We start from the raw sequence: 24,549 nt of genomic DNA, 5'->3' as shown, positions 1-24,549 counted from the left end.
ATGTCTGTAGTTTCAAATGTTATATATACCTATCGATCGCCCTCAAAAGTATTTGAGTTCATATATGGTCGCCCAACCAACGAGGCAACATCTCTAGGTTATTTAATGGGTGCATGCTTTCTTACTTACGTTGCGCAATGGCCGTATCTTGCGCGGCAATCGCATTTAGAGGACTTTAATTTACAAACTAGTTTAGCGGCAAGTTTGTTGGCTTGGCTGTTGATCGCGCCACTTTTATTATATTGCGTTGCCATATTAGTGTACTTTTTGCACAGAGTTTTAGGGGGTAGTAAGACATCTGGACAAATCAGAGTGGGTCTCTTCTGGTCGTTCTTTGCGGCAACCCCAATGATGATGCTTTTCGGGCTTGTAAAAGGGTTCCTTGGCAGCGGAACTGCCGAAAATGTTGTTGGGTTTTTCTGGTTTATGGCCCTATCCTATTTTATCCTTTGCGCAGTGGTTCGTGCTAAGGTCGGGGGTGCGGCTCAGTGAACCAGATTTATTACCTGGCTAAAATAAGCATTTTGAATCCTGAAGAAGCAACGAGTATTCTATTTTCGAAAGGCTGGAGCGTGACAGTAGCTGCTATGGTTCTGACTGCAGCGACTTGTATAAGCACAATTTTGGCTTTTATCCCAAACCCTGATGTTTCGGAAGAGATCCGTGCAAATGGATTGATGTTTTCGCCGATCAGCACAGCGATTATAGTACTTATATCCTCTTACTTAGCAGCATTTTTTATTTCTAGAGGTGGCGCTTGGTTTGGCGGCGTAGCAAATTTCGGTCAGGTTTTGTCAGTTATGGCTTGGACCCAGGTATTACAAGTAATCTTTCAAACGATAGTGGTTGTTGTGCTATTTATTCTGGCCCCACTTGCGGGGATTGTGCAAATTGGATTTGTGATTTTGGGAGTCTACATTCTTATTTCATTTGTTAAGGCAGCGCATGGATTAACGAGTTTGCTGATGTCCGGTATTATAGTTATACTAGCGTCTCTATTTGCCTTTTTGGGCACCGGCATAATTTTTGGCGGTGTTATAAACAGGTTGTTATCATGATAAACGTAAACAAGTTACGATCAGAATTTCCAATACTCTCGCGGGAAGTTAACGGGAAGCAATTAGTATATTTAGATAACGGTGCTTCCTCTCAAAAACCTCAGGTAGTAATCGATGCTATTTCGAATGCATATTCAAACGAGTATTCCAATGTTCATAGAGGACTCCATTATCTTTCAAATTTAGCGACTGATAACTATGAGAATGTCCGATCTATTGTACAAAAATTTTTGCGTGCTGAGCATGAAGAAGAGATAGTGTTCACATCTGGAACAACGGAGGGCATTAACCTTGCGGCTTATGCATGGGCAATGGAGCATCTAAAAAATGACGATGAAATCATTTTGAGTATTATGGAGCATCATGCTAACATCGTTCCTTGGCATTTTTTGCGTGAGCGCTTCGGTGTGAAAATCAAATGGGTTGATTGTGATGCGAGTGGCAATCTCGACCCACAGGCTATTATTGATCAGTTTTCTGATAAAACCAAATTGGTTGCCATAACGCATATGTCTAATGTTTTAGGAACTGTAGTTGATGTCAAAACGATATGTCATGAAGCACGAAAGCGAGGAATTGTATCCTTGGTAGACGGCTCGCAAGCTGCGGTTCACATGTCAGTCAATGTTAAAGATATAGGATGTGATTTTTACGCAATCACGGGGCATAAATTATGCGGTCCCTCAGGTTCAGGTGCAATTTATATTAAACAAGAAATTCAAAAAACAATGCGACCATTCATTGGTGGTGGAGACATGATTAAGGACGTTTTTACGGATAAAGTAATTTATAATGATCCACCAATGAAGTTTGAAGCTGGTACTCCAGGCATTGTCCAGACGATCGGTTTTGGTGTCGCTTTGGAATACATGATGAGTATTGGTATGGATAATATTGAAATGTATGAAAGCGAGTTAACACTCTACGCGCGTCAAAAATTGGAAGGTTTAAATTGGCTAAATATACAAGGTAAGCCGAGTAAGAAAGGGGCAATCTTTGCCTTTACTTTGGAAGGCTCTGCTCACGCTCATGACATTTCTACCATCCTAGACAAGCAAGGCATTGCAGTTAGGGCCGGTCAACATTGTGCGGGTCCTTTGATGCATCACATGGGAATTAATGCATCATGCAGGGCGTCATTTGCCTTTTATAATACTAAACAGGAAGTTGACAAATTACTGTCGGGTTTAGAGCTGGCTCGTGATCTGCTGTCTTAATGATAAGATTTACTGCCGTTTTTATTGCAACTATTCCAGAAAATAGATAGTATCTTTTCGTCAAAACTAATCAAATTATTATTATTAAATAACTTAGATTCAAACTTTTTGATTTAAGAAATGCATGATCAAGGGTAAAAAAAATAGAAAAGCATTTGTAGAAGAGATTTCGGGTCTCCAAAATATTGTGGCTAATTTTAGCTCTTCCGATCAACATTATATAAATGCCATGAATAGATTACTTGACTATGCACAGTCTGCTGAAAAAGAAAAGGTTAGACTGCTATTGCGAGTTTTAAGTGCCTTTCCCCAAGTGAAAAGGGGAGTGAAACGCCAAGACTACAGATCACTTCTTCTAGATTTCGAAACTCAGGTTTCAAAAATGGGTTTAACGGATGATTTTCTCAACGAAGAGTTAAACGAAAAGGAGCAGAAAATAATTACTCTATACCGCGATGAGAACATTTTAAAGAAGTCACGGATCATCGAATTCTTGAATTCTGATATTGCAGAGCCCTCTCAGCATTCATCGTTAGGTAAGTCGAAAATGATTACAGATTTATTGCAACGTTTAAAGAATTCTTACGATCCGTCCAGTGATACATTGCTGGGTACAGATTTGGGTATAGGCCTTGAAGAGTTTCAAGAAGATTTAATTGCAGTTGAAGAAGAAAAACGAATTCTTTTATTTCGAATAGTTAATGGCTTACGAGGTGGTTTTATACAAAATGATCTTGCCACTTTTTTCTGCCAAGAGATTATTAATTCTGGAATAGTTGAAGATAAACTCAACAAAGAAGAATTAAGTGATGAGTCAAAAATTATTGAGAAACTTACTGTCGCCGAAAAATCTGGTGATTTTCAGCGTTCCAGAGAAATAGCTGAGAGAAAAAAAAGCCGAAGCCCGGAGCCTCGTTATGATAGTATTTTTTGGGCAATCGCAATGTCTGCTTTTGCGGTAGGGCTGTGGTATTTTATAAACTCATTGTGATTGTGACTGCTTTATTTTAAATACTGGGCAATCTGAACTTTCTTGGAGTAGCGAGATGTCTATTAAATCGGAATACAGAAAAACTTTAGTTATACGTGGCTTCCAAATGTTAGTTATAGGCTTTATTTTTAATCTTGGTGTAACAATTATTGGCTTATTGGCCCTGATTCAGTTTTTCTGGATGCTTTTTGCAAAAGAGAAAAATAATTTCATCGCTGATCTTGGTACATCTATGAAAAATTGGTTTGGGGAGGCCTCAGAATTTCTTTTAGCTTCTAGTGAATACAAGCCTTTTCCCTGGTCCAAATTCTAAATATTCCCAGACGTTATTAACCAAGTAAATTTATTATGAGATATTGGTGGTAGTCGTTAAGTTTTAGTTTTTGAAAGATTGGAAGATAAGTTGTTTGAATAAAAGGTTGTGGTTTAACTACACATATTTAAGTGGCTGGCTAGCTCTTATTCTACAATGCGTCCATGTAGCGAAATTCTCTTGTAGCGGCACCGTCTAAAACCCTTATGGCCTCTTGGTATTCAGGGCTATTATAGCCTGCGTCTGCAGCTTCTCTGGACGGCCACTCTATCAAAACTGTTCTTGTAGCAACCCCTTCTTCCCGTACTAGGTAGGGAATCCCTCGAGCCAAAAATGTTGCTCCGGCGCTTTTCATGGCTGGCCCAGCTAATTCTGCATAAGCTGCTAATTTTTTTGGGTTGGTTACGTTATGGTATACCACAACTTGATAAACTTTTGTCACTGGAGTTCCTTTCATATTCCATATTTGTCTATTTTTGTAACAAAAAGTCTAACATTTTTAATTTAGATTCATAAAGTAAAATTTTTTATTTGCTTTCTTGAAAAAAATTAGACCAAATAGTAAAAAATTGACCAGTTGGTAAAATATTTAATTGATTTTTGAAATGTGGAGATTTTAGAATGTCTAATAATTCAGAGGTTGGAGGCCCTCTTGCTGGCAGACTTGACCAGATATCGCTGAAAAAAAACTTTTCTGATTTGCATCCGCCCTTAGATAGCCATGAGGCGGCAGTTGCAGCAGACCGATGTTATTTTTGTTATGATGCTCCTTGCGTTACTGCATGCCCGACGGATATTGATATCCCCCTTTTTATAAGACAAATATCAACCGGGATGCCTGTTGCCTCTGCGAAAACGATATTGGATCAAAATATATTGGGAGGTATGTGTGCCAGAGTTTGCCCCACGGAAACTCTGTGCGAAGAAGCATGCGTCAGAGAAAAAGCGGAAGGTAAGCCTGTTCAGATTGGTCTTTTGCAACGTTATGCAACCGATGTCTTGATGAATGTTGATGATCACCCGTTTGAGCGAGCTCCGTCTACAAACAAAAAAATTGCGGTTGTAGGGGCAGGGCCAGCTGGATTGGCGGCGGCCCATAGGTTGGCACTTTTGGGCAATAACGTTGTTATATTAGATGCAAAAGAAAAACCTGGTGGCTTGAATGAGTTTGGAATAGCTGCATACAAATCCACAAATGATTTTGCCCAGAAAGAGGTGGCATGGCTATTGAAAATTGGAGGTATTAAAATCAATTATGGTAAATTGCTTGGCCGTGACTTTAGTTTATCTGGGTTAAGAGATGAATATGATGCTGTTTTTATCGGAGCTGGATTAGGTAATGTACGTAGTTTGGATATTGATGGTGAAAGTTTAGGAAATGTGCAAGATGCAGTTGAATTCATATCATCATTAAGGCAAGCAGAAGATTTGGCTGATCTGGAAGTGGGATCGAATGTGGTTGTGATTGGTGGAGGAATGACAGCAATAGACGCTGCAGTTCAATCAAAGCTACTTGGTGCCCATGACGTTACCGTTGTTTATCGACGCAGCGTGGAAGAAATGCCAGCCTCTTTATACGAGCAAGAACTAGCAAAGTCCAAGGGTGTCAAATTTATTTACAATTCACGTCCAGTCCAAATTGTGGGTACTGAAGGAATAAGCAGTATTAAGTTCCAGAATACTCAACATGACACGGAATTCTCGTTGCCAGCCGATCATCTTTTGAAAGCTATTGGCCAAATAATGGATGAGTTGCCGCTTGAACTTTCTCGTGAGAATAACAAGATAAAAGTTGATGAAAATTTTAAAACAGATGTAGCCAATGTCTGGGCGGGTGGAGATTGCACCAGTATAGGCGAAGATTTGACTGTAACTGCTGTAGCACAAGGTCGTGATGCAGCAATAAATATTCATGCTTCATTGAGTGGAGAAATATGATGGCAGATTTAACAAGTAGTTTTTGTGGAATAAAATCACCCAATCCATTTTGGCTGGCTTCAGCACCCCCTACGGATAAGGAATATAATGTTCGTAGAGCTTTCGAAGCAGGGTGGGGAGGTGTAGTGTGGAAAACACTCGGTGTAGAGGGGCCGCCAATAGTAAATGTCAATGGCCCAAGATATGGAGCAATATGGGGCGCCGACAGAAGGTTGTTGGGATTGAATAATATTGAATTGATCACTGATAGGCCATTAGAAATTAACCTCAAGGAAATGAGGCAAATTAAAAAAGATTTTCCAGATAGAGCGCTGGTTGCTTCGGTCATGGTGCCTTGTGAAGAAATTTACTGGAAAGACATTATTCCGCAGATTGCTGAAACAGGCGTGGATGGCTTTGAACTAAATTTTGGCTGCCCGCACGGAATGTCTGAACGTGGTATGGGATCCGCCGTCGGTCAGGTCCCTGAATATATTGAGATGGTAACCAAGTGGTGTAAGGAGTCAACAGATTTGCCTGTAATAGTAAAGTTGACGCCAAATATTACTAACATAATATATCCAGCTACTGCTGCAAAGAATGGTGGAGCAGATGCGGTTAGCTTGATTAATACAATAAGCTCAATTGTCTCAGTAGACTTGGAGAATATGGCGCCAAATCCGACCATTGATGGTAAAGGCACTGCAGGTGGATATTGTGGCCCAGCGGTAAAGCCTATTGCTCTAAATATGGTTGCGCAGATAGCGAGAACAGATGTCACCGCAGGTCTTCCAATATCTGGAATAGGCGGTATTACAACGTGGAGAGATGCTGCTGAATTCATGGCGCTAGGCGCTGGAAATGTTCAGGTTTGTACTGCAGCTATGACGTATGGTTTTAACATAATTAATGAAATGACTTCTGGCTTGTCTTCTTGGATGGATGAAAATGGATATACTTCAGTTGATCAATTGGTAGGAAAGGCAGTTCCTAACGTTACTGACTGGCAATATTTAAATCTAAACTATATTACTAAAGCTCGTATAGATCAGGAAAAATGTATTGGATGCGGGCGTTGCTATGCGGCGTGTGAAGATACTTCGCATCAGGCAATTACAATGAGTGAGGATCGCGTATTTGATGTAAAGGATGATGAGTGCGTTGCATGTAATTTATGCGTTAATACATGCCCCGTGGATGATTGTATTACTATGGTTCAGCTACTACCTGGTCAAATAGACGAAAGAACAGGACAAGTTGTTGCTGAGGAATACGGTAACTGGACTGAGCACCCTAATAATCCTAGTAAGGTTGCAGCAGAATAGTACTTTTTTAAATTGCGGTCTGTAAAGAATTAATCCTGCTTTAGACATCTGGTAAAAAAAGTTAGCAAGAAATCTTCTGCATCCTGAAATATCCTGCTTCGTTTCTTGGTGTTCAAAAGAGAATATACTTGAACATCAAAATCTGCGTAATGCTGCGTCATAGACCAAATTGAGAAAATAAGATGATAGGGATCTACGGGAGCAATTTTCTCTTCCGAGATCCATTTATTTAAAAGCTTGACCTTATCGTCTACTGTTTCTTTCAGACTTCCAGCAAGTATATTTTGTGTAAGAGGAGCGCCGTGCAATATCTCCGTAGCAAAAAGTTTACTCTCTTGTTTTTTCGTTTTGGACATTGTCAGCTTTTTTTGAACATATTTTAGTATTTCCTTAAGTGGATCTCCATTTTCTGAAATATCTTTTAACGGTCTAATCCATTCCTCAAGTAAACTCTGCAAAACTTCTGCGTAAATTTCATCTTTGCTGGAATAATAATATAAAATATTAGGTTTTGTTAGCCCACAAGCTTTTGCAATTTTGTCAAGAGTTGCACCCCTAAGTCCAAATTCTGAGAAAACCTGAAGCGCAGCCTTTTGTATTAAAAGACGTTTTTCACGCTGAATTCTAGTTTGTTTAATCTGTACAATCTTTGTCATAATTATTTTTTAGTAAACTAAAGTTGCTCTCACGCAAATTTTCGAACTAATTAATTTTCTTTATGCACTATGTTCGAACATTTTCTTTGCAATCAAGCAGATTTGTTAAATAGTTGTCCATTTGGTCAAAAAAATATTGACCCAGTTACTGTATATGATCAACTGTTTTAATGTATCTTGGAATCGCATCAGCATACTGGGCATCAGAGGGAGTATAAGTATGAATGGCGTTAAAAATTTCAGAATCGATCCTGATCGGCTTTGGGACAGCTTAATGGAAATGGCAAAAATAGGCCCAGGTGTTGCGGGTGGAAATAATCGCCAGACTTTAACAGATGAGGATGCGGAAGGCAGGGCCTTATTTGAAACTTGGTGCAAAGATGCAGGAATGACGATGGGTGTGGATAAAATTGGCAATATGTTTGCGACTCGTCCAGGAACGGACCCGACAGCACTTCCAGTATATGTGGGCTCTCATCTTGATACGCAGCCCACTGGAGGAAAATACGATGGTGTCTTAGGTGTGTTAGGTGGGCTTGAAATAATACGCACATTGAATGATTTAGATATAAAAACCAAACATCCAATTACTGTTGTAAATTGGACGAATGAGGAAGGAACCCGTTTTGCTCCTGCTATGCTTGCTTCCGGTGTTTTTGCAGGAAAGCACAAATTGAAGTGGGCCTATGATCGCGTTGACAGTGAGGGAAAGTCATTTGGTGACGAACTAAATCGCATTGGTTGGGTCGGCGAAGAAGAAGTTGGTTCAAGAGACATGCATGCGATGTTTGAGCTACATATCGAACAAGGTCCGATATTGGAAGCCGAGAAAAAAGATATCGGGGTGGTTACACATGGCCAAGGGTTGCGTTGGATCGAATGTAAAATCACCGGGAAGGAGAGCCATACTGGGTCAACACCTATGTCGATGAGAAAGAATGCTGGTAGAGGTCTAGCATTAATTACAGAACTTGTTCATGAAATCGCAATGGCTAATCAGCCAAATGCAGTGGGTGCGATTGGTCATATAGATGTGTATCCAAACTCTAGAAACATAATTCCTGGCCAAGTAGTATGCACGGTTGATATGAGAACACATCTCTTGGATAAGTTGAACGGAATGGTTTCTGAATTTCAGGAGAGAGCACCTAAGATCTGCAAAGATATTGAAGTGGATTTTGAATGTTCAATAGTAGGTCAGTTTGATCCTCCTGCTTTTGATGAAAATTGTGTTAATGCAGTTCGAAGTGCTGCGCAGGAACTTGGCTACAGTTATATGGATATAGTTTCTGGAGCTGGCCATGATGCATGCTGGATTAACGACATAGCGCCAACTGCAATGATCATGTGTCCTTGTGTTGATGGCCTCAGCCACAACGAGGCTGAAGAAATCTCTAAAGAGTGGGCTCAAGCTGGCACTGACGTACTTCTACATGCTGTGCTTAATACAGCTATTATTCAATAGAAAAACCGGAGGAACAAGATGTCTACAGTTATAAAAAATGGAACCATCGTAACACATGATCTAACTTATAAGTCAGATATTTTGATTGAGGGCTCTGCTATTGCGGAGATTGGTGCCAACTTAAAAGGAAATAATGAGTTGGATGCATCTGGTTGTTACATAATGCCAGGTGGAATAGATCCTCACACCCACCTGGAAATGCCATTTATGGGGACTTACTCGAGTGATGACTTCGAAAGTGGGACAAGGGCAGCACTCGCTGGTGGAACAACTATGGTCGTAGATTTCGCCCTTCCCAGTCCCGGTGAGAGCCTTTTAGATGCAATAAAAAGGTGGGATAATAAATCTACACGAGCAAATTGTGATTATTCGTTCCATATGGCTGTTACTTGGTGGGGAGAAAAAGTTTTTGATGACATGAAAACTGTTATCGAAACGAAAGGGATAAATACATTTAAGCATTTTCTTGCTTATAAAGGTGCACTTATGGTGAACGATGATGAGCTTTTCGCGTCTTTCTCCCGATTGGCTGAACTAGGTGGCACTGCCATGGTCCATGCTGAAAATGGTGATGTGGTAGCTGAATTAAGTGCAAAATTATTAGCAGAAGGAAATACGGGGCCAGAAGCACATGCCTATTCTCGTCCTTCACAAGTAGAGGGAGAGGCAACCAACAGAGCAATCATGATTGCAGATATGGCCGGCGTACCTCTTTATGTTGTCCATACTTCATGTGAAGAGGCCCACGAAGCTATAAGGCGTGCAAAGCAAGCCGGCAAAAGAGTGTGGGGAGAGCCCCTAATTCAACATCTAACTTTAGACGAGAGTGAGTACTTCAATAAGGACTGGGATCACGCAGCTAGACGTGTAATGTCTCCGCCATTTAGGAATAAAATGCACCAAGACAGTCTCTGGGCGGGCCTTCAATCTGGATCTTTAAGTGTCGTTGCAACAGATCATTGTGCATTTACTACAGAGCAAAAGAGGTATGGTGTCGGTGATTTTACAAAAATCCCAAATGGGACTGGCGGTCTGGAGGACCGTTTGCCCATGCTGTGGACACATGGTGTTCGCACCGGCAGGCTGACCATGAATGAATTTGTTGCTGTAACATCAACAAATATTGCTAAAATACTGAATTGTTATCCTAAAAAAGGTGCCGTTTCAGTAGGAGCTGATGCAGATTTAATAGTTTGGGATCCAAATAAAACAAAGGTTATTTCGGCAGATAGTCAACAGTCATCCATTGACTACAACGTGTTTGAGGGACAAAAAGTTTTTGGATTGCCACGCTACACTTTGACCAGAGGACAAGTGGCTGTCACAGAGGGAGAAATCAATACTCAGGAAGGCCATGGAGAATTTGTGGCTAGATCAGGAAATACGCCAGTTAATAAAGCACTATCCAATTGGAAGGAATTAAATGCGCCACGTCCGATCAAGAGAACTGGCATACCCGCCAGTGGTGTTTGATTTGGCAAGCCGGCGATTTATAAAATGAGCCCTAAAATCTTTGCCAAATCACTGGATTTAACATTTTCGACAAATGATGGGCCAGTTCATGCCCTCAAAGATGTTAATCTTGATATTAATGAGGGTGATTTTGTTAGTTTTATAGGGCCGTCAGGTTGTGGTAAGACTACTTTTCTAAGAGTTCTTGCGGATCTAGAAAAACCAACTGGTGGCAAAGTTCAGATTAATGGGGTTTCTCCGACGGATGCAAGAAAGAGTAGAGCATACGGTTACGTTTTTCAGGCTCCTGGTCTCTATCCATGGCGAACAATAGGTAAAAATATCAAGCTTCCCCTCGAAATAATTGGATTGAGTAAACAGGAGCAAAATGATCGTGTTGAAAGAGTTTTAAGGCTTGTCGATTTACAAGATTTTGAAAACAAATTTCCTTGGCAATTATCTGGGGGCATGCAGCAGCGAGCATCAATTGCTAGGGCTTTAGCATTTGATGCTGATATATTGCTTATGGATGAACCTTTTGGTGCCTTGGATGAAATTGTTCGAGATCATCTTAATGAACAGTTATTAGACTTGTGGCGAACAACGAGCAAAACAATATGCTTCGTGACTCATTCGATACCCGAGGCCGTTTATCTGTCCACAAAAATAGTAGTAATGTCACCCCGCCCAGGAAGGATCATTGATGTTATTGAGACTTCACTTCCCAATGAAAGACCCCTAGATATTAGAGAGTCTTCTGAATTTATAGCCATAGCACAGAGGGTCAGAGAGGGACTACGTTCAGGACACTCATATGAATGAGATTTTTGCTAAAACGTCACTTATAAAATTAACAAATGTGAGGCATTAATGCGTTCTTTGGCTTCAATATGTGTTGTGATTGGCGCATTGATTTTTACATGGTATCTTGGCGCATTTTTACTGAATTCAACTTGGGCGCTCGATAAAGTCAAAAGGGCTGGGGTGGAGATAAGCTCAAAAGAATTAATACTCGATACATGGTCACAAGAAAAACCGAAGCTTCCCGCCCCTCACCAGGTCGGTTCAGAACTTTGGAAAACGACGGTAGAAAAAAAGATTACTTCTAAAAGAAGTTTGATTTTTCACAGTTGGATCACTTTATCTTCTACTTTAGTTGGGTTCTTAATCGGGACCTCTTTGGGAATACTGTTAGCAATCGGTATTGTTCATAATAACGCAATGAATATGAGTATTATGCCGTGGGCAATCGCGTCCCAAACGATTCCTATTTTAGCTATAGCTCCAATGATTATAGTTGTGCTCAATTCTATCGGCGTTCAGGGTTTATTGCCAAAAGCTATAATAAGCTCCTACCTTTGTTTCTTTCCAGTCGTTGTCGGAATGGTGAAAGGTCTTAGAAGTCCAGATAAAATAGATAAAGATTTGATGCATACCTATAATGCTACTAACTTTCAAAAATTTTGGAAATTGAGGTTGCCAACTTCCATGCCCTTTTTGTTTGCTTCTTTAAAAGTTGGCATATCAGCCAGTTTAGTCGGGGCCATCGTAGGAGAGCTTCCAACTGGTGCAGTGCGCGGTCTTGGGGCAAGGTTATTGGCTGGTTCATATTATGGCCAAACGATTCAAATATGGTCAGCTTTGATAATGGCAGCGATATTGGCTGCAGCGCTGGTCGGAATTTTAGCACTACTGCAAAAATTTACACTAAATAGGATGGGTATGACATGACCCTAATCCTTAGTGCTTTAATTTTTTGGGTTTCTGCATGGATTTTAAATGCAAAGTTGGCAGATAGTGCCCTAGCTGAAACAAGAGCCGTAAAACTTTTAGTTCCTCTAATTTTTGGATTGACCATTATTGGAGTTTGGGAGCTTTTGGTTCGTGGTCTCAATGTTCCTCTCGTTATACTTCCTCCACCAAGCCTCGTTGTTGAAACAGCTGCACAAAATTTGGAAATATTATGGAAAGATTTAGTTCAAACTTTTATTAAGGGCGCTTTTCGAGGATATGTTATAGGTTGTATGAGCGCAATTTTTGTGGGGATTTTGCTTGAACGGTTTGAGTTTTTACGTCTAGGGCTAATGCCAGTGGCCAGCTTTATGGCAGCACTTCCAATAGTTGGGACGGCACCAATATTGGTTATGTGGTTTGGTTTTGGTTGGCAGTCAAAGGCGGCTGTTGTAGTTGTAATGGTTTTCTTTCCCATGCTTATTAACACCGTAGCTGGTCTGAGAGAAAGTTCTCAAATTCAAAACGATTTGATGACGACCTATGCGGCTAGTAATTGGCAGGCTTTTATAAAGTTGCGGCTTCCTGCTGCTATGCCCTTTATTTTTAATGGTCTTAAAATTTCTACTACTTTGGCTCTGATCGGGGCTATAGTTGCGGAATTCTTTGGATCGCCTACCGTTGGAATGGGTTTCAGGATATCAACTTCAGTTGGTCGTTTAGCTTTGGATATGGTGTGGGCTGAAATAATTGTTGCGGCGGTGGTTGGAAGTCTATTTTATGGTATCATCGTAATAATTGAGAAAGGGGTAACTTTTTGGCACCCCTCACAGAGAGGCTAAAGAGCAAAACATTTCTTAAATTGGAGATAAATATGAAAAAATTATTAATTGGCATTGTTGCCGCTATGATGGCCTCTGTGGCAAGTGCTGCCGACGAGGTGAAGCTTCAACTACAATGGGTTACCCAGGCACAATTTGCTGGATACTATGTCGCTCTGGATAAGGGCTATTACAAAGATGAAGGTTTGGACGTCACTATTCTTCCTGGAGGTCCTGATGTTGCTCCTCCACAAGTATTAGCGGGAGGCGGAGCGGATGTGATGCTTAACTGGATGCCGTCAGCATTAGCTGCTAGGGAAAGAGGCTTGCAAGTGGTCAATATAGCTCAGCCCTTTAAATCTTCTGGTTTAATGTTAACCTGTTGGAAAGATACCGGGATAAAAAGTCCAGCCGATTTTAAGGGTAGAACCATTGGGGTTTGGTTTTATGGAAATGAATATCCGTTCTTAAGTTGGATGAGCCAAGAGGGAATAAAAACAGACGGTGGAGCCGACGGGGTTACTGTTTTGAGACAGGGGTTCAATGTGGATCCTCTGCTTCAAAGGCAAGCTGACTGTATTTCGACAATGACATACAATGAATACTGGCAAGTAATAGACGCTGGAGTTTCGCCAGATGAGTTAGTGACTTTTAAATATGAAGAGCAGGGCGTGGCAACCCTAGAAGATGGCATCTATGCTCTCGAGGAAAACCTTAAAGATCCTGCATTCAAAGATAAAATGGTCAGATTTGTACGTGCATCTATGAAAGGATGGAAGCATGCGGAGGCAAATCCAGACGAAGCAGCTGAAATAGTTTTAGATAATGATGCATCAGGTGCACAAACTGAGAAACACCAGAAGCGCATGATGGGTGAGATTGCAAAACTGACAGCAGGATCCAATGGAAGTTTAGATCCTGCAGACTTTGATAGAACTGTAGCAACCCTTCTTGCAGGCGGATCTGATCCAGTTATTACTAAAAAGCCTGAAGGTGCGTGGACACACGAAATAACAGACGCAGCTCTAAACTAACTACTTTGCGTGTTAAAAGTTTTTTAAAAAGGTTACAGGTCCGGCTTAGGTTGGCCCTGTAACACTATGAAACTAAAAAAATCTATTTTTCTCTTGGCATGCATATAGTTATAGCTACTTGCATGAACATAGGAAGTTAGGCGATATTTGTAACGTAAATCAATGAATTACTTGTTGAAAGAAAAGATATTTAGTCACTGTTCAATGCTCGCCTTTTCTGTCTTTGTCTCTGGTTCATTTACTTTTGGAAGTTTGATTGCAAATGAAATAAGTCCTGAATTATTAACATTCTATAGGTTTTTGTTGGCTACTATAATTCTGGGAGTAATACTATATTTCAATAAAAGTATTTATTCGCATCATTTGAAAAATATCTGGCGTTACTTTGTCTTGGGCGCAATTTATGCCATATATTTTGTTTTTATGTTTGTGGCTTTAAAATATACAACTACTGTGTCAACTGCTGCGATTTTTACGCTACTTCCACTTTTTGCAGCACTTTTAGAACGGCTATTCCTTAAAAAATCGTCTCCAGCTCTTATTTGGGCCGCTTTAATTTTGAGCGGCATGGGGGCTCTTTGGATAATATTTGAGGGATCGATTAACGGACTTTTTCAATTCAGGTTTGAGGAAGGCGAAGCAATTTTTCTAGTTGGAACCATTTGTTACGCTTCGTATGCAATCATTCAGCCTAAATTGTTTAAAGGTGAAAATATTTATGTGACTACACTTGGAGTACTAGCTGCAGGTTCGATAATCCTCGCAATATCTTTAATTTTACAGCAGTCATCATTCATCGTAGATAAAATGACGTTCGAAGTTTTTTGGGTGATTTTTTATCTTGCTATTTTTGCAAGTATAGGTTCGATTACTTGCCTAAATTATGCTTCGCCAAGACTTTCAGCCCCCATTGTGAGTGCGTACACTTTGCTGGTTCCGTTCTGGGTTATATTAAATGATTTTGTGTTTTTTAAAATTGCTCCTAATATGAACATGACTGTGGGTGCTATGTTAATTGCTTTTGGACTTCTGACTCTAATTTACAGGAGTTAAGCAATTATCTGGAAATTAATTAATTTTAAGTTTTATGGAGGTTAATTTGGGTATAACGTGCGTCTCTGAATTCCCCTGTGCGCCAGGTAAAATTGATGAACTGATAGCTATCTTTCATAAATCGTTACCTCTTGCCAGAAAGTTGAATGGATGTGAAAAAATCTATTTTTCAATTTCCGATAACAATCCAAACGTAGCCGTTACTTTTGAAATTTGGAAAAGTAAAAAAGACCAAGAAAAATATATCACGGAGCTTACTGAAAATGGCACATTATCTCAAATTCAGCTTTGTCTGAATGGTTTTCCAAAATTCAATTTTTTTAATAATTTAGACAATTTTTAATTTAGAATCTATCTCGTCAAGTCTAGATAGGAACTCGTGATTATCGAAATTTGATTGGCCTTTAAATATGAATATGAATCTGAGATATTTATTGCGAGGTTTGGTATTTTTTACTTTCCTGATGTTGGCTTCATGCAGAATAACAGGAGTTAGTGAAAAAAGCGAAAACCAGAAAGATGATAATTATATTTCTGCAAAGAATATTTCATTTATGGAAGTCGAGACAAAAATAAAACCTAACTACGATCCCAATTCAAGATCAAGTTCCAAACTTGTTGTAAATATAGCGTTAGATGGTAGCGAAAATATAGCGGTTTGGGAGGAAACCTTAGATTTTGCTCAGGAAAATAATGTTAAATTCACCTTTTTCATCGTCGGAGTTCATCTGCTGCAAGATTCATTGGCAAACTTATATAATCCTCCGAGGCGGGACCGTGGACGATCTGATGTAGGTTTTGGGGGAAATAAAACTAGGGTCGAAAGTAGATTAAATATGCTTCGAAGAGCTTTTAGGGAAGGGCACGAGATTGCAGGACATGGGAACGGCCATTGGGATGGTAGTGAATTTACGTATGAAGACTGGATTTTGGAGTTACGCCAATTTGAATATTTTTTTCGAAATGCTTATCAAATAAATGAGATTTTAGACCCTGATCCAAATGAATGGAAGGTTATTTCTGATAGTATAGTTGGTTTTCGGGCTCCGCTGCTTATTAATAATAAAGAAATGTATAAAGCCCTCAAAGAAATGGGGTATATCTATGATACTTCCTTAGTCCTAGCACTTTCCACCAAGTACCGTTACCTATACGACGATGTAATTATATTTCCTTTAAATTCACTGAATACAGAATATGGTAAAACCATTTCAATGGATTATAACTTTTTCATGCTAGATCAAGGTAAAGAATTAGGAGCAGGCGCAAGGATGCTCAATGAGTATAGGCGTTATTTTTTGCATGCGAGAAAAAAAGGAAATGCTCCTATTCAAATAGGCCATCATTTTGCCCGATGGAATGAGGGAGAATATTGGTGGGCACTTAAAGAATTTGTTGTTGAGCATTGTAAATCTGAATTTACTGCTTGCGTTACCTTTTCTGATCGAATTCGGTTAGAAGATGTTCATTTTTTTAATTGATGTGGCTATGCATAAAGGCAATATGTACTGAGTTTTATTATATTTTAAAAATTTTAGAGGAATAAATGACCTACGTTCCAATTCCACTGCCCAATCGTGTAAATATACAAAAAAATGAGGCGATAAAAGTAGTCAGTGATTACTATATCCACATGTGTAAACGGCATTCGGTACGAGATTTCTCAAAAGAACCGGTATCCAATGCCATTATAGAAAAAATTATAGAAACGGCGGGTAGAGCACCGTCCGGTGCAAACCAGCAGCCTTGGCATTTCGTAGCTATTAAGGATCCTGAAAAGAAAGCTAAAATCAGAGCTGCGGCTGAACATGAGGAACAAGCATTTTATTCCGGCAGGGGGCATGATGAGTGGATAGCCGCATTGGAACCAATAGGAACCAATGCATCCAAGCCACATTTGACAGATGCGCCTTGGTTAATTGTTATATTTGCAGAACGCTATGGCTTTAATAAAGATGGCTCAAGACGAAAAAATTATTATGTTAATGAAAGTGTTGGTATTGCGACGGGGTTTCTCATCTCAGCGCTTCATAATGCTGGCCTTGTTTGCTTGACGCATACACCAAACCCAATGAAATTTCTGAATTCGATGTGTAAGCGGCCCGCAAATGAAAAGCCGATTATGATATTACCGGTAGGATACGCTAGTGAAGCCGCAACAATACCTGAGGCCTCTACAAACAAAAAGTCACTCAGAGATATAATGAGTATCTTCTGATCTGAGTTCTATCTGCCCCAGATTCTTACAGGTCCGCAATCTAAATGCACAAAGTTCGACCTACTGTACCTGCCAACTCCTCCAGATTTACATGCTTGAGCAGCTTTAGCTAATTGTCTAACCGAACGTGTGCCAAGTCTCACATCTGCTGCCTGACCAGTAATGTGGAGAGAGTTTTTAGATACAGACCTGGACTGTCTACGTAGCATAGCATTGGTTTTAGCGCTCCTATAGCCAGACATCAGTCGAAATGGTTCACCTGTGTCGAGAATCGAGTGAGAAGCAGCCAATATATCTATAGTTCTGAGATCAATTGGTTTTACTTCATTCCTACGCCAATCTCTCATTAACACGTCTATTTCATGCAGCGCTTCTGGAATGTATTCGCCATCTATCCAGTAAATCGTGTCGATTCTCTCTCCAGTTTTGTGAGAGACCATTTTAAGTTTCCGAATATCACCTGCGCCTCTTATAAAACCAGTGGCATTCGCAAAAACTGGTGCTGCAGAAATGACAGAAGCACCAAAGACCCCAAGGAGACTACGGCGAGAAAAAAAGTAATCTTTTTCAGAAAAATAATCTGCCTGCAATTTAGATAACTCTTTTGTACTATTAAATATCTAACGGCTGGTTTATTACATAAATATCATGTTAATCCAACAAAAAATATTAAATAAAAAATTTTGTTTCATTAATTTAATTTTTTTGTGCGACATGAGCGCAAAAACTGTAGAATAATTTGATGAAGACTTCAAAAAATTGAAATGAATCATTATTATAACAAAATGAAAATAATCACTCGAATTCTTATTACATCATTTATTGCTTGGTTTACATTTGCAGAAAAATTAATTGCGGACCCATTCTCAAACGTTAATCTAAGAGCTGGCCTGATTTCTGCACTTCAGCAACACCCGGTGATCCTAGATTTTTATTCGGAAAACGATTATGAACTCATTTGGTTTGGAAATAATGAGTTAGCAAGTCAAAGAAGAGCTGAATTAGTCAATTCACTTCAGTCGGCTTCATTTCATGGCCTTCCCAAAAAAAAGTATCAAGTAAATAGCCTACTAAGCAAGTTATCCACCAGCGACAGTCTATTTGAAATAGGGTTGCTAGAAGGGTTATTTATGATTGCTTTTACCGAATATGCTTCCGACTTAGATACTGGAGTATTGATCCCATCGGAAATTGACACTGATATTGTAAGGCAGATTAAGCTCAAAGACACGGATTTTTATATTCAAGGTCTTCTTTCGCGAAATCCATACGACTATTTTCGATCGCTTGGTCCTCAGTCGAGTGAATATGCTCGCCTTTTAGTAGAATACCAAAAATTGTTGGAAATAATTAGAAATGGAGGTTGGTCGAATATCGCCACAGACAGAATTCTGCGGTTTGGTGAATCAGGTGATGATGTGGTTGCCGTCCGAAATCGTTTGTTCGACCAAGGCTACATGTCCAATTCAATATCAACCAAATTTGATAAAAAACTTTTAAAAGCTGTCCAAAAATACCAATCTGATCATGGTTTGATTCCGGATGGAATTGTCGGTGAAGGTACAATTCTGGAGCTAAATATTACCGCAGAGCAAAGATTATCTTCCATAATTGTAGCTTTGGAGCGTGAACGTTGGCTAGGTGATACGCTGGGCCAAAGGCATATATGGGTAAATTTAGCAGATTTTAAGGCAAAAATAATTGAAGATCAGGCGGTAGTTTTCGAAACCCGAACTGTGCTTGGAGTTAACGATGAAAGTATGCGCAGTCCTGAATTTTCAGATAAAATGGAGTATATGGTAGTGAACCCTACTTGGCACATTCCTGTTTCAATCGCTAAAAATGAATACTTGCCGGAATTGAAAAAGGATCCTGAGGCTTTGCCATTTTTAAAGCTATTTGACAGCTCAGGATCTCTTGTTGATCGGGAAAGTATAGATTTCTCTATTTTAGGTAAAAATTATTTTCCATATGAAATGAAACAGTTACCATCCACAACTAATGCTTTGGGATTAGTTAAATTCATGTTTCCTAACCCTTACAATATTTATTTACACGACACCCCGGCTAAAGATTTATTTATGAAAGAAGTCCGTGACTTTAGCCACGGCTGTATTAGGTTGCACGAGCCTTTTGACTTCGCTTATGCTCTTTTAGAAAAGCAAACGGATGAACCGAAAAGTGAATTTCAGAATGCTTTGAAAAGTGAAGAAGAAACTATTATTTTACTATCGAAAAGCGTTCCTGTTCATATTACTTACAGAACCGCTTTTACTAAAGCTGGTGGAGGTATAGAATTTCGCAGAGATATCTACGGACGTGACCAAAAAATATATGATGCTCTTGCAGAGCTGGGCTTAGAATTAAGTGAAAACATATAGTATAAAATACCTCACAGGATTATAATGGGTTTTACTTTAAAAGAAATTTGTGAAGCAGTAGGTGGTTATACTGAGGGTGACGCAACTATAATCGTGAATTCTGTAGCAGAACCTGGTTTGGCCAGTGAAATCGATTTAGCCTTCGCAGCTGATATTAATTTTGCCAATCAAATTAAAGATGGTGCCTCTAGAGTTGCAATTCTGTCGCCGGGTATGAACTTTAGAGATTATGGATTAGATGGGGCTTTAATCGTAGATAGGCCTCGTTTTGCTATGTCAGGCTTAACTAAAATTTTTGATCAAGGTCAGCGCTACCCAACAGGAGTTCATAGTACAGCTATTGTTTCTAATAAGTCTAATATCGCAAAAAACGTGAGTATAGGTCCATATTCCATAATATCTGATGGTGTTGATATTGGTGAGGGTTCGGTAATTGGCCCAATGTGTTTTGTAGGCGTAGACACAAAAATTGGTGATAATGCGTACCTCCGTGAAGGAGTAAAGATCGGCTCCGATGTCATTATTGGTAAAAGGTTCATAGCTCAATCTGGTGCCGTCATAGGCAGCGATGGTTTTTCCTTTGTAACAAAAGATGTGTCTGACGCAGAAATGGCTCGAGAAAGTTTAGGTAAAGCTCAAAGATCAAATAATGAGAATAAATGGGTGAGAATTCATTCTCTGGCAGGAGTGGTTCTTGGCGATGATGTAGAGATTGGCGCAAACAGTACTATTGATCGTGGCACTGTGCGAGCAACCAGAATTGGAAATAATGTAAAAACTGATAATCTTTCGCAAATAGGACATAATGTATCGATAGGAAATAATTGTTTAATTTGCGCTCAGGTTGGGATAGCTGGGTCCTCTCGATTAGGAAATAATGTAGTTTTAGGAGGTCAGACAGGTATAAGTGACAATATTGTAATTGGAGACAATGTAATTACGGGAGGGGCCACGAAGGTTTTGTCGAATGTGCCATCAGGTAAAATAATGCTCGGTTATCCTGCTACCAGTATGGATAAACAAATAGAAAGTTACAAAGCTCTAAGAAAATTACCAAATTTAGTTAAGCAGTTTGCGGATCTGAAAAAAACTATTTCAAAAAAAAGATAAAAAATAATTAGTGCTAATTGAGAAGCTCAAATCAGTGGAAAAAATCATGGATATTCGAAGCAAAGTCATAGAAATTATCGCCGATCAAGCGATAATTGAGACTTCCGATGTGAGTGATGAAAGTACTCTTGAAGGTCTGGGCATAGATAGTCTTGGCTTAGTCGAAAGTATTTTCGCTATTGAAGAGGCTTTTGATATTCAGGTGCCTTTCAACGCAAATCAACCGAACGAAAGTCCGTTTGATTTGTCATCTGTTGCGACGATCGTACAGGGAATAGAAGAGTTAATTCAGGAACAATCGTGAAACGGGTCGTCATAACTGGTGCCGGTACAATTAATTCCATCGGTCAAAATGTTTCACAAACAATAAATTCATTTAAAGAAGGTCGTTGTGGCATTTCTGATCTTAAATTTAAGGATGTAGAACGTTTATCGATTAAAATTGGTGGCCAGATTCATGATTTCGAGCCAGATAAGCATTTTAATCGCCAGCAGTTGTCACTGTATGATCGTTATACGCAATTAACGCTAATTGCCGCTAATGAAGCAATTGAACAATCTGGTTTAATCTTCAATGGGCAGCTTGCAGCCTCAACTGGTGTTGTTCTAGGTACTGCGGGCGGAGGAGTCAGTACTTGGGACGATAATTATAGAGCTGTCTACGAAGAAGGGAAAAACAGAGTGCACCCATTTGTAGTCCCTAAACTCATGAACAACGCTGCCGCAAGCCATCTATCAATGAAATATAACCTCAAAGGTCCAACCTTTACTGTTTCAACTGCCTGTGCCAGCTCTAATCATGCAATGGCCCAAGCTTTCCAAATTGTGCGATCCGCCCAAAGCCCAGTTATGGTCACTGGAGGTTCAGAGAGCATGTTATGTTTTGGTGGTGTAAAGGCGTGGGAAGGGCTTAGAGTGATGAGTAAGGATGCCTGCCGTCCCTTTTCTTTGAATAGAAATGGAATGGTACAGGGTGAGGGAGCGGCAATTTTTGTTTTTGAGGAGCTAGAGCATGCAAAACGTAGGGGAGCAAATATTATTTGTGAAGTAAAGGGCTTTGCGATGTCCTCAGATGCTGTTGATATAGTAAATCCTTCTAAGCAAGGTGCCGCCCGCGCAATTTCTAATGCATTGCAGGATGCTCAAGTAAATGTGGAGGATGTTGGTTACATTAATGCTCATGGTACTGGTACAGCAGCAAATGACAAAACAGAATGCTCCGCTGTTGCGGACGTCTTTGGCCACCATGCTGACAAGATAATGATTTCGTCAACCAAATCTATGCATGGGCACATAATAGGCGGAACTGGTGCTGTCGAACTGCTGGCTTGTATTCTTGCACTTCGAGACGGGATAATAGCGCCGACTATTGGATACGAGGAGCAAGATCCTGAATGTGCACTTGATATTGTACCTAACGAAGCAAGGGAAGCAAAAGTTGAGTTGGCTATTTCCAATGCATTTGCGTTTGGCGGTCTCAATGCAGTCCTTGTATTGCAAAAAGTATGAGATTAACGTGCAGCCGTAAATATTTTGATTTCCGCTTGCAATGTAATTTTTTTATTGAAAATCAAAATATAATCTCAATTCACTCAGATGGCTATAAAAGTTTATGCATTTAAATTTCTTATCTTTTTTAATAGCCAATAAATTATGGTTATCGGCAGGGTTTCTTTTGGCTTTGTCTTCCAGTTTTGGTCAAACTTTTTTTATTTCAATATTTGCTGCTGAAATAATGCACAATTTTAATCTTTCAAATTCTGAGTGGGGTACGATTTATGCGTCAGGAACTCTTTTATCCGCTGCGGCAATGATTTATTTCGGTGGGCTAGTAGATGATTATAAAACTAGAAATATTTCCTTCTTAGTTTTAGGAATTTTAACTTTAGCCATGTTGACTATGGCTAATACAGGATCTGTAGCGGGCCTAATTATTACTATTTTTCTACTGAGACTGATGGGTCAGGGGATGTCTACACACTTAGCTCATGTAGCTATGTCCAGATGGTTTTCTAGATACAGAGGTCGCGCCCTCGCAGTTGCAAATTTGGGTTATTCACTGGGAGAGTCCTTCCTCCCAATGTTTTTTGTTGGGTTTTTAGTGTGGCTACCATGGAGATCGGTTTGGTTGTTTTCTGCGATATTTCCTATAATTGTTGCCGTAGCTATATATTTTACGCTTAAGGATGAGCGATCTCCTAAGTCTTTTAAAGAGGATAAAGTTAGTTTTGGTATCGGAGGGCGGCATTGGTCCAGATCCCAGGTTCTAAAAAGTAGTATTTTTTGGTTTGCTTTTCCTGGGTTGCTAGGCTTACCAGCATTTGGAACTGTTCTTTTTTTTCAGCAAGTCAATTATGCTCTTCTCAAAGGCTGGGATCATCTTTCAATGGTTAAAGCATATCCGCTCTTTACGATTATGGCTGTTGGAGTTTCGTTTTTATCCGGATCATTGATCGACAGGTATGGGGCAACTAAATTAATTGGTTTGTACCAAATACCGGCAGTTTTTGGATTTTACATGTTTTCTATTTGTGAGACTATAATGGGGTTCTCAGTCGGGCTAATATTATTTGCGGTAACTGCTGGTTCAAACAATATTATTCCGAACGCTTTTTGGGCTGAGTGCTTTGGGACGTCTCATTTAGGTCGCATAAAGTCTTTAGCTGCTGGGATAATGGTAATTGGTTCAGCGCTGGGTCCCTTAATAAGCGGTGTTTTAATCGATGTGGGTTTTAATTTAAATTCGCAATATATTTTGTTTGCTACCTATTTTATTCTGAGTTCCGCTCTACTATTTACGTGCACTCGAAAAATACTGGTTAACTATTAATGATTATTTTGCATCATAAAATTGTTGCACCCCTTTAAGGCTGCAAAGTCATCCAATACCAGGTATATTGAAAATCTTCGGTTAAATTTTGAGAACCGTCCTTTATTGCAAAAAGCTTTAGTAAAGTCTTCTGAGTTTAAATGTTCTTTCAGAGACCGTGCAACGCCTCCAATTAAAAAAATACCGCCAAATGGCAATAATATTAGGGCAAGGTCTCCAAAAAACGATCCGGCAGAACTCGCTATAAACTGGGCAACTTTTTTTGAGTTTTCATCACCTTGAGATGCTTTCTGCATTATCTGAGCTGCAGTTTCCGTTTTTCCACAAAGGGCCGCTCCTACATTTTCAATCCCTCGCCCTGAAAGAATATCTTCAACTGATATAAAAGAATTTTCTGAAGCTATATTATTTAAAATTGATCGATAATTTTTATCTGCTAAAGATATTTGTGAATGGCCTGCTTCTGAAGGCGGGACAAAGGTTTTTTGTCCAACTTTGAATACTGGAGCAGCATTGAAGCCTGTACCCATGCCACACACTAGTTTTGTTTCGTTTGGATTTGAATTGTGAGTTCCAATCCTGATGGATTCTACCTGAGAACTATCTAGACTTGTCAGCCCATATCCCTGAGCTTGTAAATCGTTAATTATTCCTACATGTTCAGCGCCCGTTATTGAGGCTATGGAACCTTCGCTGAAACTCCACGAGAGATTAGTCATTTTTGCAGACTTCCCTTCGATGGGCCCTGCGGCAGCAATTCCTGCATACGTTACAGAGCTAATGCTAACTAGGTCCAAATAATCAGCTAGAATAGTTTCAAATGAGTCATACTTATTGTTTGAGTATGTCATACAAGTGTCTTCGAGAAGTACCTCACTATCGAACAACGCAATTCTTGTATTTGTGCCACCGATATCAGCGGCTAGACATAGCTGGTTTTTCATCAAAGGCTTTCTTAATTTCTCGTATAATATTAT

The 24,549-nt window shown here is 39.6% G+C and carries 26 protein-coding genes; 22 read left to right on the top strand and 4 right to left on the bottom strand.

Features of this window, described 5'->3' with window-relative positions:
• The 5 genes from ACTF5Q_RS00690 (at window position 1) to ACTF5Q_RS00670 (ending at window position 3,579) form a co-directional block, all read left to right on the top strand.
• Complete coding sequence (locus ACTF5Q_RS00690; RefSeq protein ID WP_438952814.1) at window positions 1–492, top strand: YIP1 family protein; 492 nt, start codon at window positions 1–3, stop codon at window positions 490–492.
• Window positions 489–1,058, top strand: a complete 570-nt coding sequence (locus ACTF5Q_RS00685; protein WP_438952813.1) for a Yip1 family protein — start codon at window positions 489–491, stop codon at window positions 1,056–1,058. The genes ACTF5Q_RS00690 and ACTF5Q_RS00685 overlap by 4 nt, the downstream gene beginning before the upstream one ends.
• Complete coding sequence (locus ACTF5Q_RS00680; RefSeq protein WP_438952812.1) at window positions 1,055–2,275, top strand: cysteine desulfurase; 1,221 nt, start codon at window positions 1,055–1,057, stop codon at window positions 2,273–2,275. Before ACTF5Q_RS00685 ends, ACTF5Q_RS00680 begins: the two co-directional genes overlap by 4 nt.
• Before the next feature lie 124 nt (window positions 2,276–2,399).
• Window positions 2,400–3,266: a hypothetical protein gene (locus ACTF5Q_RS00675; protein ID WP_438952811.1), complete on the top strand. Its 867-nt coding sequence runs from the start codon at window positions 2,400–2,402 to the stop codon at window positions 3,264–3,266.
• Window positions 3,267–3,321: 55 nt separating this feature from the next.
• Window positions 3,322–3,579 (top strand): DUF4389 domain-containing protein, encoded by a 258-nt coding sequence (locus tag ACTF5Q_RS00670; protein ID WP_154033052.1) that lies wholly within the window; start codon window positions 3,322–3,324, stop codon window positions 3,577–3,579.
• Between the two features lie 151 nt (window positions 3,580–3,730).
• Here ACTF5Q_RS00670 and ACTF5Q_RS00665 read toward each other — a convergent pair whose 3' ends face one another.
• Complete coding sequence (locus ACTF5Q_RS00665; RefSeq protein ID WP_438952810.1) at window positions 3,731–4,021, bottom strand: DUF1330 domain-containing protein; 291 nt, start codon at window positions 4,019–4,021, stop codon at window positions 3,731–3,733.
• A 179-nt stretch (window positions 4,022–4,200) separates the two neighbouring features.
• Here ACTF5Q_RS00665 and ACTF5Q_RS00660 point away from each other — a divergent pair, with 179 nt between their 5' ends.
• Together ACTF5Q_RS00660 and preA are read left to right on the top strand one after the other, a co-directional pair.
• The gene (locus ACTF5Q_RS00660) at window positions 4,201–5,517 is read left to right on the top strand and encodes an NAD(P)-dependent oxidoreductase (protein WP_438952809.1); all 1,317 of its coding nucleotides are present in this window, start codon (window positions 4,201–4,203) and stop codon (window positions 5,515–5,517) included.
• Window positions 5,517–6,821 (top strand): NAD-dependent dihydropyrimidine dehydrogenase subunit PreA, encoded by a 1,305-nt coding sequence (preA, locus tag ACTF5Q_RS00655; protein WP_438952808.1) that lies wholly within the window; start codon window positions 5,517–5,519, stop codon window positions 6,819–6,821. The genes ACTF5Q_RS00660 and preA overlap by 1 nt, the downstream gene beginning before the upstream one ends.
• A gap of 29 nt (window positions 6,822–6,850) precedes the next feature.
• Here the strand turns inward: preA and ACTF5Q_RS00650 are convergent, their stop codons facing one another.
• On the bottom strand, window positions 6,851–7,477 hold the full coding sequence (locus ACTF5Q_RS00650) for a TetR family transcriptional regulator C-terminal domain-containing protein (protein WP_438952807.1): 627 nt from the start codon (window positions 7,475–7,477) through the stop codon (window positions 6,851–6,853).
• A gap of 220 nt (window positions 7,478–7,697) precedes the next feature.
• Here ACTF5Q_RS00650 and ACTF5Q_RS00645 point away from each other — a divergent pair, with 220 nt between their 5' ends.
• The 10 genes from ACTF5Q_RS00645 to ACTF5Q_RS00600 all read left to right on the top strand — a co-directional run bounded on the left by ACTF5Q_RS00645 (window position 7,698) and on the right by ACTF5Q_RS00600 (window position 17,251).
• Window positions 7,698–8,942: a Zn-dependent hydrolase gene (locus tag ACTF5Q_RS00645; protein WP_438952806.1), complete on the top strand. Its 1,245-nt coding sequence runs from the start codon at window positions 7,698–7,700 to the stop codon at window positions 8,940–8,942.
• An 18-nt stretch (window positions 8,943–8,960) separates the two neighbouring features.
• Window positions 8,961–10,415, top strand: coding sequence for a dihydropyrimidinase (gene hydA / locus ACTF5Q_RS00640; protein WP_438952805.1), 1,455 nt, complete (start codon window positions 8,961–8,963; stop codon window positions 10,413–10,415).
• Window positions 10,416–10,439: 24 nt separating this feature from the next.
• A complete protein-coding gene (locus ACTF5Q_RS00635; protein ID WP_438952804.1) occupies window positions 10,440–11,216 on the top strand; it encodes an ABC transporter ATP-binding protein in 777 nt (258 codons plus the stop codon).
• A 48-nt stretch (window positions 11,217–11,264) separates the two neighbouring features.
• Entirely contained in the window at window positions 11,265–12,125 is an 861-nt protein-coding gene (locus ACTF5Q_RS00630) for an ABC transporter permease (protein ID WP_438952803.1), read from the top strand.
• On the top strand, window positions 12,122–12,967 hold the full coding sequence (locus ACTF5Q_RS00625) for an ABC transporter permease (RefSeq protein WP_438952802.1): 846 nt from the start codon (window positions 12,122–12,124) through the stop codon (window positions 12,965–12,967). Before ACTF5Q_RS00630 ends, ACTF5Q_RS00625 begins: the two co-directional genes overlap by 4 nt.
• A 32-nt stretch (window positions 12,968–12,999) precedes the next feature.
• Window positions 13,000–13,980, top strand: a complete 981-nt coding sequence (locus tag ACTF5Q_RS00620) for an ABC transporter substrate-binding protein (RefSeq protein WP_153902686.1) — start codon at window positions 13,000–13,002, stop codon at window positions 13,978–13,980.
• Window positions 13,981–14,154: 174 nt separating this feature from the next.
• The gene (locus ACTF5Q_RS00615) at window positions 14,155–15,033 is read left to right on the top strand and encodes a DMT family transporter (protein ID WP_438952801.1); all 879 of its coding nucleotides are present in this window, start codon (window positions 14,155–14,157) and stop codon (window positions 15,031–15,033) included.
• A 46-nt stretch (window positions 15,034–15,079) separates the two neighbouring features.
• Window positions 15,080–15,376, top strand: coding sequence for a putative quinol monooxygenase (locus tag ACTF5Q_RS00610; protein ID WP_438952800.1), 297 nt, complete (start codon window positions 15,080–15,082; stop codon window positions 15,374–15,376).
• Window positions 15,377–15,443: 67 nt separating this feature from the next.
• A complete protein-coding gene (locus ACTF5Q_RS00605; RefSeq protein ID WP_438952799.1) occupies window positions 15,444–16,514 on the top strand; it encodes a polysaccharide deacetylase family protein in 1,071 nt (356 codons plus the stop codon).
• Window positions 16,515–16,579: 65 nt separating this feature from the next.
• Window positions 16,580–17,251: a nitroreductase family protein gene (locus ACTF5Q_RS00600; RefSeq protein WP_438952798.1), complete on the top strand. Its 672-nt coding sequence runs from the start codon at window positions 16,580–16,582 to the stop codon at window positions 17,249–17,251.
• A gap of 8 nt (window positions 17,252–17,259) precedes the next feature.
• On the opposite strand, the gene ACTF5Q_RS00595 is transcribed toward ACTF5Q_RS00600, so the two are convergent.
• Window positions 17,260–17,841, bottom strand: coding sequence for a YcbK family protein (locus ACTF5Q_RS00595; protein WP_438952797.1), 582 nt, complete (start codon window positions 17,839–17,841; stop codon window positions 17,260–17,262).
• Window positions 17,842–18,036: 195 nt separating this feature from the next.
• On the opposite strand from ACTF5Q_RS00595, the gene ACTF5Q_RS00590 reads away from it, so the two are divergent.
• The 5 genes from ACTF5Q_RS00590 (at window position 18,037) to ACTF5Q_RS00570 (ending at window position 23,572) form a co-directional block, all read left to right on the top strand.
• Window positions 18,037–19,632, top strand: a complete 1,596-nt coding sequence (locus ACTF5Q_RS00590; RefSeq protein ID WP_438952796.1) for a L,D-transpeptidase family protein — start codon at window positions 18,037–18,039, stop codon at window positions 19,630–19,632.
• A gap of 24 nt (window positions 19,633–19,656) precedes the next feature.
• On the top strand, window positions 19,657–20,742 hold the full coding sequence (lpxD, locus tag ACTF5Q_RS00585; protein ID WP_438952795.1) for a UDP-3-O-(3-hydroxymyristoyl)glucosamine N-acyltransferase: 1,086 nt from the start codon (window positions 19,657–19,659) through the stop codon (window positions 20,740–20,742).
• 46 nt (window positions 20,743–20,788) lie between these two features.
• On the top strand, window positions 20,789–21,046 hold the full coding sequence (locus tag ACTF5Q_RS00580) for an acyl carrier protein (RefSeq protein WP_438952794.1): 258 nt from the start codon (window positions 20,789–20,791) through the stop codon (window positions 21,044–21,046).
• A complete protein-coding gene (locus ACTF5Q_RS00575) occupies window positions 21,043–22,251 on the top strand; it encodes a beta-ketoacyl-[acyl-carrier-protein] synthase family protein (protein ID WP_438952793.1) in 1,209 nt (402 codons plus the stop codon). Before ACTF5Q_RS00580 ends, ACTF5Q_RS00575 begins: the two co-directional genes overlap by 4 nt.
• A 103-nt stretch (window positions 22,252–22,354) precedes the next feature.
• A complete protein-coding gene (locus ACTF5Q_RS00570; protein WP_438952792.1) occupies window positions 22,355–23,572 on the top strand; it encodes an MFS transporter in 1,218 nt (405 codons plus the stop codon).
• Here ACTF5Q_RS00570 and ACTF5Q_RS00565 read toward each other — a convergent pair.
• Window positions 23,569–24,516 (bottom strand): ROK family protein, encoded by a 948-nt coding sequence (locus tag ACTF5Q_RS00565; protein WP_438952791.1) that lies wholly within the window; start codon window positions 24,514–24,516, stop codon window positions 23,569–23,571. The two genes, ACTF5Q_RS00570 and ACTF5Q_RS00565, sit on opposite strands and share 4 nt — an antisense overlap.
• Window positions 24,517–24,549 lie beyond the last annotated feature (33 nt).

This window comes from Candidatus Salinivivens marinus (assembly GCF_965655845.1).
GTDB classification, from domain to species: domain Bacteria; phylum Pseudomonadota; class Alphaproteobacteria; order Rhodobacterales; family Rhodobacteraceae; genus Salinivivens; species Salinivivens marinus.
Note: the sequence above shows the minus strand (reverse complement) of the source record. Positions and strands in the feature narration are given on the sequence as shown.